Source organism: Rhodococcus sp. KRD175 (genome assembly GCF_017168275.1).
GTDB classification, from domain to species: domain Bacteria; phylum Actinomycetota; class Actinomycetes; order Mycobacteriales; family Mycobacteriaceae; genus Rhodococcoides; species Rhodococcoides fascians.
The window spans coordinates 43,859-61,640 of record NZ_JABFAQ010000010.1 but is presented as its reverse complement, the minus strand read 5'-3'; the positions used below and the strand labels follow the sequence as shown (position 1 = coordinate 61,640).

Sequence of the window (17,782 nt, the reverse complement as noted above, 5' to 3'; positions counted from 1 at the left end):
AAACATATGGCGGGAAACACATTTGCGGTCGTTCCACCTACGTGGGCGGGCAGGGATAGTCTCTCGTGGTGGAGAGATTGACGTACGACGACGACCTGTTCCTGCGCATGGAGTGCGTACTCGGAGTGCCGGTGGTCAATCAGATCGTGTGGCGGTTCGACTCGGCCGTCCCGCTCGACGCACTCGAATCCATGTGGCAGCTGCTTGCTACCGGCCCGTTGGATCGCTCCGTACGACGCTCGGCGGTGCCCGGTGCCCGCGATGGCTGGATCACGGCCCGCACGCCCGCCGCCCCGGTCGTCATCGGACACGCGATCGCCCGGGACGGCATCGATCTGTGGATCGAGAACGAGGCAGCGGTGACGCTGGACCCCATCGACGGACCTGCCTGGCGTTTGTCGGCGACCTCGGTCGACGGCGGCGGCACAGTGGTCTCTCTCGTCGGATCGCACGTGGTCGGTGACGGCGGTGCCCTGACCTCTGCGGCGGCAGCAGCTCTCGCCGGTCGGGCGACACCGGACGACTTCGTTCGCGGCGGGCTCGACCACGTTCCCCCGCGGTCGTCGGTACGTGCCGACATCGCGGACGGCGTCGGACAGATCGGTGCGGCATTGTCCGGGGTGGCGCGAGCGCTCGGACGTACGGCAGTGGACGCGGTACGTTCGCGAACCTCGTCCGACGAGGTAGCAACGTGCTCCACGGCACCCGGCCCGACTCCGAGCCGTGCCCTGGCCGTCACCGCGGCACGAGAAGGCAAGTGGGTACCGAGCACGGTGGTCGTCGACTGCGCATCGGGGGACTGGGCCGCGGCCGCAGCGAGCAGGGGCGGGAGCTCGAACAGTCTCCTTGTCGCGGTCGTGCTCGGCATTCTCACCGCGAGTGGACGCGTCGGTCCGCAGGACCGGGTAAGGGTGGCCCTTCCTGTCAGCACCCGAACACCCGGAGACAGTCGCGCCAACGCGACGTCCGGGGTGTCCATTCACGTCGACGGGGGACAGGGCTACCGCGACGATCTGACGGCCATCCGCGCATCGAGCAAGCAGGCGTTCACCGACCAGGCCGACAGTACGATGACATCGGTGTTCGAGCTGCTCAAACCACTGATGCAGGTGTTGCCCGACGTCGTCGTCGCCAAGCTGGCGGCATCGGGCTCGGCACCGCTGTGCCTGTGCTCGAACCTCGGCGATCGGGGCACGCGACTGCGCACCATCGGAGGCGTCGACGCCGCGGCAGTGGCGATGCGGTCGATCACCCAGAACACCGATGTGGCGTTGCTCCGTCGCACCGCCGGCGGGGTCAGTGCCTGGTGGAACGACTCGGGTGACCGCGCGACGCTGTGCGTCACCGGTCTCGACCCGGACGCGTTCCCCAGCAAGGAGCACCTGCGTGGGCTGGTCGAGGCCGAGTACACGAACTGGGGCCTGACTCCCGAATTCTGGTGACCTCGAGACAAATCACAACATCGGGCGTACGCGGATTTTCGGCGGGATCCCCGGTACGGCTATGCTTTTGCGACTGTTCGAGTGTTCGAGCGCATGTGAGAAAGGGGAGCGATCCATGGCAGTGGTCGTGTTGTTCGGGTCCGAGACCGGTACGGCCGAGGAGGTCGCCGACAAGATCGCGGACGTGCTCGGTGATCACGATGCCGAGGTGCGAGACATGCTCGAGTACGAGGTCTCCGACATCGACACGGACGACTTCCACGTCGTCATCTGCTCCACCTACGGTGACGGAGAGCTCCCCACCGGCGCGGAGCCGTTCTACGAGGCACTCGTCGAGGATGCCCCCGACCTCGCAGGACTGCAGTTCGCAGTCTTCGGTCTGGGAGACAAGGTATACGAGGACACCTTCAACCGCGGCGGCGAGATCATCGCCGAAAAGCTCACCGAGCTCGGTGCGAAGCAGGTCGGCACCCACGCTCGGCACGACAGCTCGTCGAACATCAAGCCCAAGGCAATGGCCGAGGACTGGGCTCGCGAGCTGATCGATCTGTTGCCCTGAGGTAGGTCTCGCCGGTCAGATCCCGATCGGGTCGTCCGGCGAGCCGTCCCAGAGGTCGGCAAGCGACGTACCCACCCGCTCGAGAAGAGTACGAACCAGCGGCAAGCCGATGCCGATCACCGACGAGGGATCACCCTCGATGCTGTCGACGAACCAGCCGCCGAGACCGTCGAGCGTGAAAGCTCCCGCAACCTGCAGAGGTTCGCCGGACGCCAGATACGCGTCGAGATCGACTGCAGACGGGGTTGCGAAACGAATCGTCGTCGAGCTGTGCGCTGCAGCCTGCGCCACCACGACTCCGGCGGTGACTCGCAGAACGGCATGACCGGTCAACAGCGCCCCGGTCGACCCGGCCGTGGTCCGCCAACGCTCACGGGCCACCTCGACGGTGTGCGGTTTACCGTGCAGCTCACCGGCAATCGACAGCATCGAATCACACCCGACGATCACCAGATCCGCCGAAGAATCCGAGAACGTCTCGGCGACTGCGGCGGCCTTGGCCCGCGCGAGTTCGGTGACCACGGTGGCGGCGGACGCGGACGGCCCCAGTTCGGCCGTCACCGCGTCCTCGTCGACTCCCGACACCCGGACGATCGGCTCCACGCCGGCACTACGAAGAACTCCGAGGCGAGCAGGTGACGCCGACGCCAGAACGAGTCGTACCGAATCGGCCCGGGTCGTCACGGGCGGCACCGTCACCGCGAGTATCGGCCCGACGCGGCGTACGAATACGCCGACTGCGCCGCGAAGCCGCGGTGCATCGACGACGGTGCACCCCACAATTCCCGGGGCCGAGAATCCGCGCTCGATGCCGAATCGTTCTGCGCCGCAGTCAACACCGCCACCAGAGCCGCCACGTCCTCGTCGTTCGGATTGCCCTTGACGACCCGAATTGCCGCGGACATGCCTGAATCGGCAACGGCCTGACCGTCGTTCACGACGTCATGCTTTGATTCGCCGCTCACTGCGTCATGCTTCGCTTCGCTCATAGTGGGATGTTTCCGTGTTTCTTCGGGGGCAGGGTCACTTGTTTGCGTTCGAGCAGTCGCAACGCGGTCACGATCTGCCCGCGGGTGTGACTGGGCGGGATGACCGCATCGAGATACCCGCGCTCGGCAGCGACGTACGGGTTGACCAACGTGTCCTCGTACTGCTGCTGCAACGTCAGCCGCAACGCATCGACGTCCTCACCGTTCTTCGCGGCCTCGAGCAACTGCTTGCGGTAGACGAACCCGACCGCACCCGAGGCCCCCATCACCGCGATCTGCGCCGTCGGCCACGCCAAATTCACATCGGCACCCATGTGCTTCGAACCCATCACGTCGTACGCCCCGCCGTAGGCCTTACGGGTGATGACGGTGATCTTCCCGACCGTCGCCTCCCCGTAGGCGTACAACAACTTCGCCCCCCGCCGGATGATGCCGTTGTATTCCTGCCCCGTCCCGGGCAGGAACCCCGGCACATCGACCAACGTGATGATCGGAACGTTGAAACAATCACACGTGCGGACGAACCGGGCTGCTTTCTCCGAGGCATCGATATCCAACGTGCCCGCGAACTGGGTGGGCTGATTGGCCACGATCCCCACCGACCGACCGTCGATCCGCCCGAACCCGACGATGATGTTGCGGGCCCGCCCCTCCTGAACTTCCAGGAATTCGTCGTCGTCGAGGATCCGGCGGATCACCTCGTGCATGTCGTACGGAGTGTTCGGCGAATCCGGAATCAACGTGTCGAGTTCGAGATCCTCCGCCGTCAACGAATCCTCGATCGCCCCGAGAACAGGATCCGACGCGGCCGTCCGCGGGGCATCGGCCCGATTGTTCGACGGGAGGTAGGACAGGAGGTCGCGGACGTAGTCGAGGGCGTCCTGCTCCCCGGACGCGACGTAATGCGCGACCCCGGACTTCTCCATGTGGGTGTGCGCGCCACCGAGCTCTTCCATCGTCACGTTCTCCCCGGTGACGGTCTTGATGACATCGGGGCCGGTGACGAACATCTGACTGGTGCCATCGACCATGACCACGAAGTCGGTCAGGGCCGGGGAGTAGACGTGTCCGCCGGCGGCGGGGCCCATGATCACCGAGATCTGCGGGATCACCCCGGAGGCGCGGACGTTGCGGTGGAAGATCTCCCCGTACAACCCGAGGGAGACCACACCTTCCTGGATGCGGGCCCCGGCACCTTCGTTGATGCCCACCAACGGCCGTCCGGTCTTGATCGCCAGGTCCATCACCTTGACGATCTTCTCGCCGTAGATCTCCCCCAAACTGCCGCCGAAGACGGTCGCGTCCTGGGAGAACACGCACACATCGCGGCCGTCGACGGTGCCGTAGCCGGTGACGACACCGTCACCGAAGGGGCGATTGTCACCCAACCCGAAATTCTGTGATCGGTGCCGCGCCAACGCATCGAGCTCGACGAACGATCCCTCGTCGAGCAGGGCGGTGATCCGCTCGCGCGCGGTCAACTTGCCCTTCGCGTGGACCCGCTCCACCGCCGCCTCACCCGACGGCATCTCCGCAGCCCCCAGACGTTTACGAAGATCGGCCAATTTACCCGCAGTGGTATGGATATCGGGTGCATCTGCCGACCCGGGTGCAGTGGAATCCTGGACGCTGGTCATGGGGCAACACTTTAACTGCGAGTGTGATCTGCGCCCCGACCGAGGGTGGTTCACGAGCCGACGTCGGTTCGTGCCGAACCCATATGCTGGTGGTCATGTGGACCAATCTGGATCGCCCACCGCTCGACGTCCGCGCACTCCGTCGAGCCTTGGTGGACGGACCGCAGGCCTCGTGGTCTCGGGTGGACGTGGTGACCGAGACCGGTTCGACCAATGCTGACCTCGTCGCTGCGGCGGCAGACCGTGCGGACCGGACGGCCTTGATCGCCGAACATCAGGGAAGCGGGCGGGGTAGGCACTCGCGTCCGTTCTCCGGTGCTCCGCGATCGCAGATATTGCTGTCGATGCTGCTGAAGTTCCCGGGGATCGACCCGGCGGTGCTGGGTTGGCTGCCGCTGATGACCGGCGTGGCTCTGGTCGATGCGCTGCGTACCGTGGCCGAGGTCGATGCGCGGTTGAAGTGGCCGAACGACGTTCTGATCGGCGGTAGGAAGGTCTCGGGCATTCTGGCCGAAGTAGCCGCCCATGGGCCGAGTCCGACGGTGGTCATCGGCCTGGGAGTGAACGTCTCGATGACCGAGGCCGAGCTCCCGGTGCCCACGGCGACGTCACTCGCGCTCGAACAGGCCGCGGTGCTCGATCGCGACACCCTGGTGCGTGCGATTCTGCGCGGGGTGGCCGCCGAGGTGGATTCGTGGCGGGATGCGCACTGGGATACCGAGGCGCTGGCGCACCGATACAGAGATCGGTGCGGCACCATCGGACAGCGAGTGCGTGTCGACCTGCCCGGCGGCGAGCACGAAGTGGGAACCGCTGTCGATGTGGACGAACACGGCCGGATCGTGATCGAGGTCGAACGTGCAGGCTCCGCATCGCCCTCGGTTCTCGCGGTGGCCGCCGGCGACGTCACTCATCTCCGACCTGTCTCGTGAGACCATCTTCACCCGGGCAGATCCGGCGCGAATAGTCAGGAGTGCACGTGGGTTACCCACAGGATGTGTTGGCCGACGAGGAAGAGCTACTGCTTCACCGTCACCCGCATTGGAAGATGTTGATCCTGCCGTCGATCACGTTCGTGCTCGCCACGGGTCTCGCCGGCGTTGCCCTCGGTGTCGCAGGTGCCCGACTCGAATCCACGGCCGCCGATGTGGCCACGATCGCCGCGCTGGTGGTGTGGGCAGCGATCGTCGGGTGGCGATGCCTGGTTCCGCTCGTGAGCTGGAAGTGCACTCACTTCATCGTCACCGATCGTCGGGTCCTCGTTCGGCAGGGTGTGCTCACGCATTCCGGAATCGACATCCCCATGAGCCGCATCAGCAACGTGCAATTTCGACACGGGCTGCTGGACAGGATGCTCGGTACCGGCACCCTGATCATCGCGTCGGCGTCGGACGACCCACTCGAGTTCGACGACATTCCGCAGGTGCAACGCGTCCATTCGTTGCTCTACCAGCAAGTATTCGACTCCATGGACTTTCGTCGCGAGTCCGTTCACGATCGGGACCGAGCATTCGAGCCGATGGCCGACGATGCACCGGCCGAGTCCAAGCCCGGTTGGCGCGCGGGGAAACACAGGTAACACAGGCTGTTCTCACATTCGAACCGTAGGGTTGCCGACGTGACCGATGTTCTGCTTGCCGAAGACGACGAAGCTATCGCCGCACCCCTCTCCCGTGCCCTCGGGCGCGAGGGCTACACCGTGACCGTCGAACAGACCGGGCCGGCCACGCTACAGCGTGCTCTCGACGGCAAATTCGACTTGCTGATCCTGGACCTGGGGCTGCCCGGAATGGACGGCCTCGAAGTGTGCCGTCAGGTCCGCGCCAACCGGTCCGAGGTGGCCGTGTTGATGCTCACCGCGCGCACGGACGAGGTCGACTTCGTCGTCGGCCTGGACGCCGGTGCCGACGACTATGTGGGCAAGCCGTTCCGGCTCGCCGAGCTGATGGCTCGGGTTCGAGCGCTCCTGCGTCGACGCGGTGCCGGCGAGGACGTTCCGATCGAGGTCGGTGCCATTCGCCTCGAACCGGCCGCCCGACGGGTGCTCGTCGGAGGTACCGAGATCTCGCTGGCCAACAAGGAATACGAGTTGCTCAAGGTGCTGCTCGATCACGCCGGTCAGGTGGTCTCGCGGGAGGTGATCCTGCGCGAGGTGTGGGGCGACGCGGAGTTGCGCGGATCCAAGACCCTCGACATGCACATGTCCTGGTTGCGCCGCAAGATCGGCGACGAAGGACCGGTGGCGGAGCGTCGCATCGCGACCGTTCGCGGTGTCGGATTCCGCATCAACAGCGACTAGTCGTCGATGCGGCGTCGAATCCTGGTCTCCATTCTCGCTGTCGTCATCATGACGGCCCTGCTGCTCGGGCTGCCGCTGATGTACACGGCCTGGCTGTGGGTCGAGGACTTCACTCGAAACGATCTGCAGGCACGCCTCGACCGAATGGCCGCGGAGATCATCTCGCAGGAGGGGTCGGCCGGACTGATCGAGGGTCAACTCGACATCGGTTCGCTGCGTCTGGCGATTCCGCAGGGTGGCCGCCTCGTCGTCATCTATCCGACGCCGGAGGACGCCGCGTCCCGTGCCGACATCGGCCAGGCATCCGTCCCCCGGCCACTCGTCGAATCGTTGTCGATGGGGACCTCGGGATCACTGCGACTCGAAGTACCGTCCGACGACATGCGTTCACTGCAGCGGCAGGCTCTCGGCGCGGTGACTCTGGTGGTCCTGGCGTCCGCGCTGGCAGGAACCGTGGTGGCCGTGCTCACCGCCAAGCGACTGGCCGATCCGTTGCAGGACGTCGCGCGGCGGGCGGCCCGACTGGCCGAGGGCGACTTTCGGCCGGACCCGCGTCGGCACGGCATTGCCGAGCTGGACCGGGTGTCGGAGGTTCTCGACTCGGCCACCGTCGAGATCGCCGGGCGGCTGCAGCGCGAACACACGTTGGTTGCCGACGTCTCGCATCAACTTCGTAGCCGCCTGACCGCCGTTCGACTGCGGTTGGACGAGATCTCCACCCATCCGGACCCCGCGGTGGTCGACGAGGCGAACGAGGCGATGGATCAGGTCGATCGGTTGACCCTGGCCATCGACGAACTCGTCCGCTCCTCCCGCAGCGACGGCGCCGCCGATGCGCACGAGGTATCGGTCATCGAGGAACTGACCGGCACGGTGGTCGAATGGCAGCGAAATTTCGACGATGCAGGTCGGAGTCTGGTGCTCAAGGGCGACGCCGACCTCCAGGCGTCGGTGACCGGCTCGCGTCTGCGCGAGGCCGTGTCGGTACTGGTCGACAACTCTCTGGTGCACGGCGACGGTGCCTGCACGGTTGCCGTGCGCGCCGTGTCCGCCGCCGAGGGGACCGACCGGCGGCGAGAGAAACTGGTCTGTGTCGAGGTGTCCGACGAAGGTCCAGGGGTGAGCAACGAACTGGCACCCCACATCTTCGACCGCGGATTCTCCGGAGCCGGTTCGACCGGAGTCGGTCTCGCGCTGGCCCGGGCCCTGATCGAGGCCGACGGCGGACGGTTGGAACTACAGCGCAGACGACCGGCACTGTTCTCGGTGTTCCTGCCCGCTCGGCGCGAATCGTCGCCCGCGCTCTCGCGGCGCGAACCACGCTGACCGAACTGGGGGTCAGTCGAGCGCGTTCGATGCGTCGGTCGGATCCCCGTTGCGCTCGGCGTCCACTTCCAGGATGGTGCGTGCGTTGTCCTCGGGAAAAGCGAAGCGACGCAGCGCCCAGAAGCGGAACGCCATCTGGAGCAGGTTGCCGATGATGTAGTTCAGCACGAAGTCGATGACGACCACCATCGTCAGCGACTCGTTGGTGTCGCGGATGTCGAAGATGTTGTTCGCGATCCACAGCGGACCGGCGGCGATGAGCACTCCGATGCCGCTGATGGCGAAGAAGAGAAGCGCTTCGTGGTGGCGTTCGCGCCCGCCGCGGTGCTTGAAGGCCCACTCACGGTTGAGGAAATAGCTGAGCAGGGTGGCGAGCACGCCCGAGATGATCTTTGCGATCACCGGCTTCTGCTCGAGCACCGTCAGGCTCAGCGAGTAGAAGATGACGAGGTCGAACACCATCGTCGTACCGCCCACGATGGCGAACTTGATCAACTCGCTGTGCCGGATCGCAAGGTCCCTGATGGGCTTGGGTAAGCGCTGAAGCACGCTGTCGATCGTCGGCACAACGGTGAAGTCTACGAAACGAACGCCCGATCCGGCGAACCGACGCTCTGTTCATCAGCGTTTCCACAGTCTCGACGACAGTGTTTCCACGTTCTTCGCGACAACGACGACCGCCGTGCGACTGCCGGTTCGGCCCGAACCGGCAGGACATGACACCATGGTGAGCCGTGACAGGTACCGAACCGCGCCCCACCGCTGCGCGCCCGTCGTCGACCGGAATGCCCGTCGTGACGATGATCGGCGGAGGTCAGCTGGCCCGCATGACCCATCAGTCGGCCATCGAACTCGGCCAAACGCTGCGCGTGCTCGCCGCGGGCGCAGACGAGCCGGCGGCTCAGGTGAGCCCCGACGTCGTGTTCGGGCTGCACGACGACCTCGATGCGCTGCGCACGGCCGCGACCGGATCCAACGCCCTGACCTTCGACCACGAGCACGTGCCGACCGAGCACCTCGAGACCCTGGTCGCCGAGGGCGTCAACGTCCAGCCGCCACCGAGCGCGCTGATCTTCGCGCAGGACAAACTGCGCATGCGTCGAAAGCTCGAAGAGCTGGGGGCACCCGGACCGGCGTACGCGGAGGTGTCGTGGGCGCAGGACGCCATTGCGTTCGGTGACGAACACGGGTGGCCGGTTGTCCTCAAAGCGGTCCGCGGCGGCTACGACGGCCGCGGTGTCTGGATGCCCGCCGACGCCGAGGAAGCCGAGGAGATCGTCACTGCCCAGCTCGACCTCGGTGTGCCGCTCATGGTCGAGGAGAAGGTCGCCATGCGCCGCGAGTTGTCGGCGATGGTCGCGCGATCGCCGTTCGGTCAGGGTGCTGCGTGGCCCGTCGTACAGACCGTGCAACGACACGGACAATGCGCGGTGGTTCTGGCCCCGGCTCCCGACCTGGACGAGGACGTCGCCACGTACGCCGGTCGGCTGGCGCTCGATATCGCGGGTGCCCTCGGCGTCGTCGGAGACCTCGCGGTCGAGCTGTTCGAGACCACCTCGGGCAAGCTTCTGGTGAACGAGCTGGCCATGCGGCCGCACAACTCCGGTCACTGGACCATGGACGGCTGCCGCACCTCGCAGTTCGAGCAGCATCTGCGTGCGGTGCTGGACTACCCGCTGGGTGACACCGATCCACTGGCACCGTTGACGGTGATGGCGAACATCCTGGGTGCGCCCGAAGCGCCGGAGATGACGATGGACGAACGCCTGCATCACCTGTTCGCGCGCATGCCCGACGCCAAGGTGCACCTGTACGGCAAGACCGAGCGGAAAGACCGAAAGATCGGCCACGTGAACATTCTGGGCGCGAGGTCCGGATCGCTCGGCGACCCGGCCTACGTGGCGGCCGTACGTGAACGAGCCGAACGTGCAGCGCATTGGATGTCGCACGCCGAATGGACCGACGGATGGGACCCGCATCATGACTGACGAATCCGGTACCGCCGTCGTAGGCCTGATCATGGGCAGCGATTCCGACTGGCCGACGATGGAGGCCGCTGCAGAAGCCTTGGCCGAGTTCGGTATTCGGTTCGAGGTCGGTGTCGTCTCGGCCCACCGAACCCCGCAGCGGATGCTCGACTATGCCCGCGAGGCCGCCGGTCGTGGCATCAAGGTGATCATCGCCGGTGCCGGGGGAGCGGCGCACCTGCCCGGCATGGTGGCGTCGGCGACGCCATTGCCGGTCATCGGGGTGCCGGTACCGCTGAAGTACCTCGACGGTATGGATTCGCTGCTCTCGATAGTGCAGATGCCCGCCGGCGTTCCCGTGGCCACGGTGTCCATCGGCGGTGCCCGCAACGCGGGGCTGCTCGCTGTACGGATTCTGGGTGCGTCCGATCCTGTTCTGCAGCAGCGGATGTCGGCCTTCCAGGCCTCTCTCGAGGCCATGGTGCTGGACAAGGACGCGGCACTGCGAACCACGCTGCTGGGATGAGTGCCGCGGCGTCGCGGCGCGAGCAGATTCGACGAGCCGGCCGCAGCAAGTGGCAGTCGGTGTCGGTGACCCGGCTGGCACTGCGCTACGCGCAGCTGTGGGGCGGAACGGCGCGTTTCGACGACGAGTTCTCGATCTTCGTGTGTTCCGGCCTGCGCGGCGGATTCGGCCGCGGCGGAACCACATTCGGTGGTGCCTACCTGACGGCGAACAACACCGCCCGTCGGGTGCTGCGGCACGAGGCGATTCACGCCGACCAGTGGGCGAGGTTCGGGCTGACCTTTCCGTTCCGCTACCTCGTCGAGGAAGCGCGTCACCGCGGCAGCGCCAATCGGTTCGAGATCGAAGCGGGACTCGCGGACGGCGGCTACCGCCCGACCGGATGAGGCGACAAGTCAGTCGAGGGTCGTCGTGACCTTCTCGGTGTCGATGCGTCGTTCCTTCTTGCTCTCGTCGGAGTTGGCCACCTGTACCAACGACGCTCCGGCCGCGAGCACCGAGAGCAGTCCGTCGATCAACTCGTCGGCGTTGGTCCAGGATGCACTGGACAACACTCGATCCGCGGCCGAAAGAGAACGGGCCTCGGCGCGTTCTCTCGCTGCAGCGAGTACGTCGTCCACCGAGCGGCCGTCCAATGCCGCGGCCCCGGATCCCGTTGCCCTGAATTGGTCACCGTGTACGCGAACCGAGGTGGCGTAGTCGGTCATCCCGAGGGGCAGATCGGGGACTGCCTTGCCGAAGGCATCGAGCGAGAGCGCCAGAACTTCGTCGACGTCGGGCGCGTCGTCGAGGCGGTCGCCGTACACCAGCGCGAGATCCGCGGAGTCGTCGGCACCGAGCACCACCTCGCCGCCGGTCCACCAGATTCCCAGAAGTACGGCAGCGGTCTGCCAGTGCGCCGGCAACAGCACGCACACGCGCGCGCCCTGATCGAGTGCGAACTCGTCACGGAGCAGGTTGGCAGTCTTGGCCGCCCAATTCGCCAGTGTCACGGCGGACACCTCGACCCGCTCGCCGGTGGCATCGTCGTAGTACGTGATGCGGGGACCGGCCGGGTCTGCCGCCAGGATCGGCTCGAGCAGGGTTTGAGTCAGGTTCGAAGCCACACCACGACCCTAGTCGACGCCGACCCGCCCCGACCTCCGCGCTGCGTTCGTACTGTCAGTTCACGCACATGGGGCCGGTGGAACCCGCGTCGATCGGTGCCGCAGGTTCCTCGGGGACTGCTGTACCTGCTTCGGGCGCCACGGTTTCGGCCGTCGCGGCCTGTCCCGAGCCGGGGCCGGCGTAGTCGTCGGCGAGCACGACCCGGACGGCATCGGCCGGCATGGTGTCGTCGGCGGTGATCTGCAGGCCACCGAGTGCTGCCGACACGGCGCGAGCGGCGTCGCTGTCCACGTCGGCGGTCTGGATGCGGCTCGTGGAGATGGACGAGCCCTCGTAGTTGCCGATGGTGCCACCGACGTACCCGAGGGCCGTCAATGATCCGGCCACACCGTTGGCCAGACCTTCGATACCGCTGTCGTTCGCGACGTCCACCGTCACCGTCGACGGATCGACGGCCGGCGCATCCGAATTCTCGGCGTTGGTCTCGGCGGAGTTCCCGTCCTCGAGTAACCCGGCGACGTATTTCTTTACTGCTGCCGGGTCGACCTGCACGATGGATTCGCCGTAGTCGGTCGTCGCATTGATGTCGACCGCGGGAATGGTCTCGAACTTGACCTTGCCACCGGCGAGATCCTGCAGGCGAGTGGCGAACTGCAGGATGTCCCAGTCCGAATCGAGGGTGACCGACCGCTGCACCGCGGTACTGAGCTGACCGAGCTTGCTCGGATTGCTCAACGTCCTGGCGCTGAGCACACTGCGTACGAGGGAGGCCATGAAGACTTGCTGGCGCACGATCCGGTCCAGGTCACCGCGGGGCAGATCGTGTCGTTGCCGGACGAAACTCAGCGCCTGCGAACCGGACAGGTTCTGCTCACCGGCGGCGAAGTTCGCACCCGACAGCGGCTCCTGCACCGGATTGTTCAGGCATACCGCTACTCCGCCGACGGCGTCGGTCAGCAGAACGAAACCGAGCAGACCGACCTCTGCGTAGTGATCGACCGTGATACCGGTGAGATTGGCAACCGAATCGATCAGCGCTTCGCGTCCGGCCTCGGTGGCCTGCGGTTCGGCGTCGGCATCGGAGACTCCCTGCTCGACCAGTTCGAGCCGTTTGTTCTCCTTGGTCGCTCCGTACGCGGCGTTGATCTTGGACATTCCGATCCCGGGCACCTCGACGTACGAGTCGCGCGGGATGGAGATGGCAGTGGCCGACGAGCCGTCGTTCGGGACGCGGATCAACACGATCGTGTCCGTGTTCGACGCAACTTCCTCACCTGCGTTGAGCGAGGCGAGTTCTTCCGGTGAGAGCGCGTTGCCGTGGGCGTCGGTGCGGCTGTCGGTGCCGACCATCAGGATGTCGACCGCGCCGTCCGCTGCGCCGCCCAGACCGAGGCCACCCGCAGTGGCGATGTTCGACCGCAGACTGTCCACACTGCGCCACGCGAAGCCGGTCACCAACAGGACGAGTACCGACAACACGGCCACCGCAACGTGCGTCGCCGGCCAGCGACCGCCTGCGCCCGGTCGGCGGGGTGCCTCGCCTGAGTCCGGTCGTCGGTCGTCGCCTCGGGGCCCACGCTGCGGTCGTCGTGTACGGCCGGCCGTGGTTCGTCGTGCGTCGCCGGCCGCGCCGCCTCGGCGATGCACGCCCGGTTCGCCGTCTGCGGAGGGACGTACAGGGTGATCCTGGGAGTCGCGCCCGCGGGATGCACGAGGGTCGGTGTCACGGCCGCGTCGCTCGCCGCGCAGGCCGTCGCCGTCGGCTCGCCGCGAGGTGCGCCGGTGTGGTGGGGGCGTGCGCTCACCTCCGTGCGTGCCTGAATCTCGTGGCACCTTCGACCCTTTCCTCGTTTCCGGCAGGCATGGACACCCACCGACAGACGTTCACTCCCCCCGACTCGAAGGTTACTGGCGATCGGCCGCGCTCTCGCCGAACCGACCGCGGCGTGCCACACTTGGCAACCGTGAATGCGATCGTGGTGACCGGTGCACACGGCCAGTTGGGCCGACGGGTGGTCTCGCTCGCCGCCGAGCGTGATTCCGACGTCGAGGTGCACGGCTATTCGTCCGCCGACCTGGACATCACCGACCCCGATGCCGTCGACGCCGTGGTGACTGCGGGTGCGACCGTCGTCAACTGCGCCGCGTACACCGCCGTCGATGCCGCCGAAACCGACGAGTCCAGGGCCATGGCCGTCAATGCCGACGGTCCTCGAAATCTCGCGCGGGCGTGCGGGCGTGTCGGTGCCCGACTGATTCACATTTCCACCGACTATGTGTTCGACGGCACAGCGACCGAGCCGTACGACGTCGACGCGGCGACCGCGCCGAAGTCCGTGTACGGACGCACCAAGTTGGCCGGGGAAACGGCGGTACGTGAGGAACTTCCCGAGGCCGTCATCGTGCGCACCGCATGGGTCTACGACAACACCGGCAAGAACTTCGTCACCACGATGCGAAGACTCGAAGGCGAGCGGGAGACCGTCTCGGTGGTCGACGACCAGATCGGATCGCCCACCTTCGCCCTCGACCTGGCCGCCGGTCTGCTCGAGATCGAAGCCGACGCGACGGTGACCGGCCGGACCCTTCACTTCACCAACGCCGGGCAGGCGAGCTGGTACGACCTCGCCCGGGCAGTGTTCTCGGGAATCGGTGCCGACCCCGACCGGGTGCGACCGTGTTCGAGCGCGGAGTACGTCGTCCCGGCACCTCGGCCCGCATACTCGGTGCTGTCACCGAATGCGTGGTCCGCAGCCGGGCTCGGTGCGCCCCGCCCCTGGTCCGAGGCTCTGACGGCGGCTCTTGCTCGGTCGTGATGCGGGATCGATGCTCGCCTCGGGCTAGTCTTGCCCGCGTGAGTTCCGACCTGGCCGTGGTGACGGTGACCTATTCCCCCGGCGAATACCTCGAGCAATTTCTGACGTCTCTTCGCGAGGCCACGACTCGGCCCGTGCGAGTCATCATGGCCGACAACGGGTCGGTCGACGGCACTCCGGAAGCTGCCGAGGCGGCGTTCGGGGAAGCAGAATTGCTGCGTACCGGCGCCAACATCGGCTACGGCGCTGCCGTCAATCGGGCGATCGCCGCGGTCGACCCCGAGGTCGAATTCGTCGTGGTGGCCAATCCGGATGTCAGGTGGCACCCCGGGTCCCTGGACGGATTGCTCGACGCCGCGGCGCGATGGCCGCGCGCAGGTTCGCTGGGCCCACTCATTCGTGAGCCGGACGGGTCGCGATACCCGTCCGCGCGATCGGTGCCCGATCTGACGTCCGGGGCCGGCCACGCAATTCTGGGCAAGCTCTGGCCGACCAATCCGTGGACTCGGCGATACCGCCAGGAGAACGAGACGGTGTCCGAGCGGCCGGTGGGATGGCTGTCGGGATCATGCCTGTTGCTTCGCCGCGCGGCGTTCGACTCCATCGACGGGTTCGATTCGCGCTACTTCATGTACATGGAGGACGTTGACCTCGGTGACCGGCTCGGCAGGGCGGGTTGGCAGAACGTCTACGTACCCGATGTCGAGGTCACGCACTCGAAAGGGCATGCGGCAGGACGGCATCCGGAAGTGATGCTGCCCGCGCACCACACCAGCGCCTACCGATTCCAGGCCGACAGACACGACCGCGTGTGGCAGGCTCCACTACGATGGGCGCTGCGCGCGGGTCTCGGTCTTCGCTCGAAGGTCGTTGTGACTTCGGCGCTTCGGGCCCGAGCTCGTGAAGAACGACCGTCGGACGAGAGAACAGAGGCTGGACATGTCGGATAGTTCCCCATCGGTCGCCGCACGTACGGATGCAGTGATCTTGGTCGGCGGCAAGGGAACTCGACTGCGCCCGTTGACTCTGTCGGCACCCAAGCCGATGCTCCCGACTGCAGGACTCCCGTTTCTCACCCACCTGCTGGCCAGGATCAAGGCTGCGGGCATCGAACACGTGGTTCTCGGAACGTCGTTCAAAGCCGAAGTGTTCGAGCAACATTTCGGCGACGGGTCGGCGTTGGGCATCGAACTCGAGTACGTGTTCGAGACCGAGCCCATGGGCACCGGCGGCGGAATCAGGAACGTGTTGCCGCGACTGCGGGCGGACAACGTCATGGTGTTCAACGGTGACGTGTTGGGTGGTACCGATCTGACGGCAGTGCTCGATACGCACCGCACGACCGACGCGGACGTGACGTTGCATCTCGTTCGGGTCGGCGATCCCCGCGCGTTCGGTTGTGTACCGACCGACGAGAACGGCCGAGTCACCGCGTTTCTGGAGAAGACCCAGGATCCGCCGACCGACCAGATCAACGCCGGTTGCTACGTGTTCAAGCGTGAGATCATCGAGTCCATCGCGGCCGACCGGCCGGTGTCGGTGGAGCGAGAGGTGTTCCCCGCCTTGCTCGCCGAGAACAAGAAGGTCTACGGGCACGTCGACAGTGCCTACTGGCGCGACATGGGTACGCCGGAGGATTTCGTCAAGGGATCGGCCGACCTCGTTCGCGGGATCGCGCCGTCGCCCGCACTGCACGGAGATCGCGGTGAGTCCCTGGTTCACCCCGGAGCGGGTGTCGCGCCGGGTGCACTTCTTATCGGTGGAACCGTCGTCGGGCGTGGTGCCGAGATCGGCGCAGGCGCTCGTCTCGACGGCGCGGTGGTGTTCGACGGTGCGATCGTCGAAGCGGGGGCCGTGGTCGAACGATCCATCCTGGGCTTCGGAGCCCGCATCGGACCGCGCGCACTCGTGCGTGACGCCGTCATCGGGGACGGTGCCGATATCGGAGCTCGGTGCGAGTTGCTGCGCGGCGCACGGGTATGGCCAGGAGTGAAGCTGCCCGACGGGGGAGTGCGCTTCTCCACCGACGTCTGATCGTCGTCCCGAGGGGCTGAGCGGGGCCGAGCCGGGCCGATCAGCGATGCGCGGCGAGCGCGACGAGATGGTCGATGGTCTCGCGCTCGGCCGAGTCGGGTAGTTCGTCCACCGGCCACCAGCGCAGGTCCGTCGATTCCTCGCTGCGCACGGCGCGTGCGCCGTCCGGGGCGCGCACCAGGAACCGCAGGTCCAGGTGCCGGGTCGGCTTACCCAGCGAGCACGTGATCGGGTGAGTGTGCGCCGAGAGCAACTCGGGATCGATCAACAGATCGGCAATTCCGGATTCTTCGGTCGCCTCGCGCAGCGCTGCGGCGACGACCGTCTCGTCCTCGGGTTCGCAGTGACCGCCCAGCTGAATCCACCGGCCCACCCTGGGATGCAGGGTCAACAGAACGTGTCGTCCCGACGCGTCGAGTACCAGCGACGACGCCGTGATGTGGCCGGCCTCGTTGGCGCGAAGACACGCGTCGGGATTGCTGTGCAGAAAGGCGATCACGGTATGCCGAAGGGATTCGTCCCTGGAGTCGGTCGGTGCCCACCGATCGAGTGTCTCGGCCGCGGACTGCCACAGTGAGGAAGCGGACATCGTCGGTCAGAGCTCCACCAGCGAAGACCCGGGCGCGGCCGGATCTCGTACCGTCAGCGGCTCGCTGGGGTGTCCGATTGCGATGGCCCCCAATGCTTTCCAGTCCGCACGCAAGCCGAGCTCGGCGCGGACGGTATCGGCGGCGAAGATCGTCGAACCGATCCAGCAGCTACCGAGATCGCGAACGGCCAGGGCGACGAGCAAACCCTGAACGGCGGCACCGACCGCCACGGTGAACATGGTGTCCTCCGCTGCGCGACGCCTCTCGTCGGGATAGGTGTGCGCCCCGTCCGGCACACAGAACGGAATCACGATTTCCGGCGCATCGAACAGAATGTCACCGCGGCTCAGCCTCGCGGCGATGCGGTCCTCGGTCAGCCCGTCTCCGGCCAGATCGGCTCGCCACTGCTCGCGCATGGTCTCGAGCAGTCGTCGACGCACCGCGGGCGTTCTGATCCAGACGAATCTGACGGGGTGGGTGTGATGCGGGG

21 protein-coding genes are annotated in these 17,782 nt (G+C 66.5%); 13 read left to right on the top strand and 8 right to left on the bottom strand.

Annotated elements, in window-relative coordinates:
• The first annotated feature begins 68 nt into the window (after nucleotides 1-68).
• Together J1M81_RS16455 and J1M81_RS16450 are read left to right on the top strand one after the other, a co-directional pair.
• Nucleotides 69-1,442: a hypothetical protein gene (locus J1M81_RS16455; protein ID WP_206498372.1), complete on the top strand. Its 1,374-nt coding sequence runs from the start codon at nucleotides 69-71 to the stop codon at nucleotides 1,440-1,442.
• A gap of 115 nt (nucleotides 1,443-1,557) precedes the next feature.
• Entirely contained in the window at nucleotides 1,558-2,001 is a 444-nt protein-coding gene (locus tag J1M81_RS16450) for a flavodoxin domain-containing protein (RefSeq protein ID WP_027496480.1), read from the top strand.
• Nucleotides 2,002-2,016: 15 nt separating this feature from the next.
• Here J1M81_RS16450 and J1M81_RS16445 read toward each other — a convergent pair whose 3' ends face one another.
• From J1M81_RS16445 to J1M81_RS16435, 3 genes are read right to left on the bottom strand one after another with little or no spacing between them, the layout of a single operon-like run.
• Nucleotides 2,017-2,685, bottom strand: a complete 669-nt coding sequence (locus tag J1M81_RS16445; RefSeq protein ID WP_206498371.1) for a nucleoside triphosphate pyrophosphatase — start codon at nucleotides 2,683-2,685, stop codon at nucleotides 2,017-2,019.
• Nucleotides 2,686-2,696: 11 nt separating this feature from the next.
• Nucleotides 2,697-2,966, bottom strand: a complete 270-nt coding sequence (locus J1M81_RS16440) for an acyl-CoA carboxylase epsilon subunit (protein ID WP_308051282.1) — start codon at nucleotides 2,964-2,966, stop codon at nucleotides 2,697-2,699.
• Nucleotides 2,967-2,986: 20 nt separating this feature from the next.
• A complete protein-coding gene (locus J1M81_RS16435) occupies nucleotides 2,987-4,627 on the bottom strand; it encodes an acyl-CoA carboxylase subunit beta (RefSeq protein ID WP_206498369.1) in 1,641 nt (546 codons plus the stop codon).
• A gap of 95 nt (nucleotides 4,628-4,722) precedes the next feature.
• On the opposite strand from J1M81_RS16435, the gene J1M81_RS16430 reads away from it, so the two are divergent.
• Genes J1M81_RS16430 through J1M81_RS16415 form a run of 4 tightly spaced genes read left to right on the top strand, consistent with a single transcriptional unit; the run spans nucleotide 4,723 to nucleotide 8,252 of the window.
• Nucleotides 4,723-5,559 (top strand): biotin--[acetyl-CoA-carboxylase] ligase, encoded by an 837-nt coding sequence (locus J1M81_RS16430; protein ID WP_032372888.1) that lies wholly within the window; start codon nucleotides 4,723-4,725, stop codon nucleotides 5,557-5,559.
• A gap of 47 nt (nucleotides 5,560-5,606) precedes the next feature.
• A complete protein-coding gene (locus J1M81_RS16425; RefSeq protein ID WP_206498368.1) occupies nucleotides 5,607-6,206 on the top strand; it encodes a PH domain-containing protein in 600 nt (199 codons plus the stop codon).
• 39 nt (nucleotides 6,207-6,245) lie between these two features.
• Nucleotides 6,246-6,926, top strand: a complete 681-nt coding sequence (locus tag J1M81_RS16420; protein WP_027496484.1) for a response regulator transcription factor — start codon at nucleotides 6,246-6,248, stop codon at nucleotides 6,924-6,926.
• A 6-nt stretch (nucleotides 6,927-6,932) separates the two neighbouring features.
• Nucleotides 6,933-8,252 carry a HAMP domain-containing sensor histidine kinase gene (locus tag J1M81_RS16415; protein ID WP_027496485.1) on the top strand — a complete coding sequence of 440 codons (1,320 nt, stop codon included), beginning with the start codon at nucleotides 6,933-6,935 and terminating at the stop codon, nucleotides 8,250-8,252.
• A gap of 12 nt (nucleotides 8,253-8,264) precedes the next feature.
• On the opposite strand, the gene J1M81_RS16410 is transcribed toward J1M81_RS16415, so the two are convergent.
• The gene (locus tag J1M81_RS16410; RefSeq protein ID WP_032366285.1) at nucleotides 8,265-8,819 is read right to left on the bottom strand and encodes a GtrA family protein; all 555 of its coding nucleotides are present in this window, start codon (nucleotides 8,817-8,819) and stop codon (nucleotides 8,265-8,267) included.
• 167 nt (nucleotides 8,820-8,986) lie between these two features.
• On the opposite strand from J1M81_RS16410, the gene J1M81_RS16405 reads away from it, so the two are divergent.
• From J1M81_RS16405 to J1M81_RS16395, 3 genes are read left to right on the top strand one after another with little or no spacing between them, the layout of a single operon-like run.
• The gene (locus tag J1M81_RS16405) at nucleotides 8,987-10,240 is read left to right on the top strand and encodes a 5-(carboxyamino)imidazole ribonucleotide synthase (protein ID WP_027496486.1); all 1,254 of its coding nucleotides are present in this window, start codon (nucleotides 8,987-8,989) and stop codon (nucleotides 10,238-10,240) included.
• Nucleotides 10,233-10,745, top strand: coding sequence for a 5-(carboxyamino)imidazole ribonucleotide mutase (purE, locus tag J1M81_RS16400; protein ID WP_027496487.1), 513 nt, complete (start codon nucleotides 10,233-10,235; stop codon nucleotides 10,743-10,745). The genes J1M81_RS16405 and purE overlap by 8 nt, the downstream gene beginning before the upstream one ends.
• Nucleotides 10,742-11,131, top strand: a complete 390-nt coding sequence (locus tag J1M81_RS16395) for a hypothetical protein (RefSeq protein WP_032366286.1) — start codon at nucleotides 10,742-10,744, stop codon at nucleotides 11,129-11,131. The genes purE and J1M81_RS16395 overlap by 4 nt, the downstream gene beginning before the upstream one ends.
• Before the next feature lie 9 nt (nucleotides 11,132-11,140).
• Here the strand turns inward: J1M81_RS16395 and J1M81_RS16390 are convergent, their stop codons facing one another.
• A complete protein-coding gene (locus J1M81_RS16390; RefSeq protein WP_032372701.1) occupies nucleotides 11,141-11,851 on the bottom strand; it encodes a TIGR03089 family protein in 711 nt (236 codons plus the stop codon).
• 55 nt (nucleotides 11,852-11,906) lie between these two features.
• Nucleotides 11,907-13,337, bottom strand: a complete 1,431-nt coding sequence (locus J1M81_RS16385; protein ID WP_032383620.1) for an LCP family protein — start codon at nucleotides 13,335-13,337, stop codon at nucleotides 11,907-11,909.
• 195 nt (nucleotides 13,338-13,532) lie between these two features.
• Between J1M81_RS16385 and J1M81_RS16380 the strand changes: the two genes are divergently transcribed.
• From J1M81_RS16380 to J1M81_RS16365, 4 genes are all read left to right on the top strand, one after another.
• The gene (locus tag J1M81_RS16380) at nucleotides 13,533-13,673 is read left to right on the top strand and encodes a hypothetical protein (RefSeq protein ID WP_155288785.1); all 141 of its coding nucleotides are present in this window, start codon (nucleotides 13,533-13,535) and stop codon (nucleotides 13,671-13,673) included.
• A gap of 143 nt (nucleotides 13,674-13,816) precedes the next feature.
• Entirely contained in the window at nucleotides 13,817-14,668 is an 852-nt protein-coding gene (rfbD, locus tag J1M81_RS16375; protein ID WP_032370704.1) for a dTDP-4-dehydrorhamnose reductase, read from the top strand.
• Between the two features lie 38 nt (nucleotides 14,669-14,706).
• A complete protein-coding gene (locus tag J1M81_RS16370) occupies nucleotides 14,707-15,618 on the top strand; it encodes a glycosyltransferase family 2 protein (protein WP_206498367.1) in 912 nt (303 codons plus the stop codon).
• Entirely contained in the window at nucleotides 15,608-16,702 is a 1,095-nt protein-coding gene (locus J1M81_RS16365) for a sugar phosphate nucleotidyltransferase (protein ID WP_027496494.1), read from the top strand. Before J1M81_RS16370 ends, J1M81_RS16365 begins: the two co-directional genes overlap by 11 nt.
• Nucleotides 16,703-16,742: 40 nt before the next feature.
• Here J1M81_RS16365 and J1M81_RS16360 read toward each other — a convergent pair whose 3' ends face one another.
• Nucleotides 16,743-17,291, bottom strand: a complete 549-nt coding sequence (locus J1M81_RS16360; RefSeq protein WP_206498366.1) for an NUDIX hydrolase — start codon at nucleotides 17,289-17,291, stop codon at nucleotides 16,743-16,745.
• Between the two features lie 6 nt (nucleotides 17,292-17,297).
• On the bottom strand, nucleotides 17,298-17,782 hold a 485-nt coding region (locus J1M81_RS16355; protein ID WP_206498365.1), incomplete at its 5' end, for a nitroreductase family protein.